The sequence below is a fragment of the Paenibacillus cookii genome (assembly GCF_018333375.1).
Lineage (GTDB): Bacteria > Bacillota > Bacilli > Paenibacillales > Paenibacillaceae > Paenibacillus_AQ > Paenibacillus_AQ cookii.
In genome coordinates this window covers 1-211 of record NZ_BORW01000171.1, presented here as the reverse complement: position 1 = coordinate 211, position 211 = coordinate 1, and the positions used below count along the sequence as shown (strand labels likewise).

Sequence of the window (211 nt, the reverse complement as noted above, 5' to 3'; positions counted from 1 at the left end):
ATTTATGTCAGACTTGAGATGAAATCAAGGATGACCAAATGCTCTCAGGGGTTAAACACACTTCGAAGGCGGAGTGAAGTCGATTCAGGGGTAGGGGAGCGTTGTATGCAGCGTTGAAGGTGTACCGTAAGGAGCGCTGGAGCGTATACAAGTGAGAATGCCGGTATGAGTAACGAAAAGATCAGTGAGAATCTGATCCGCCGAAAGCCCA

1 rRNA gene is annotated in these 211 nt (G+C 48.3%); it reads left to right on the top strand.

What is annotated here, in order from left to right:
* Positions 1-211: ribosomal RNA gene (locus KI367_RS27040) — 23S ribosomal RNA — on the top strand; the annotation flags it as partial.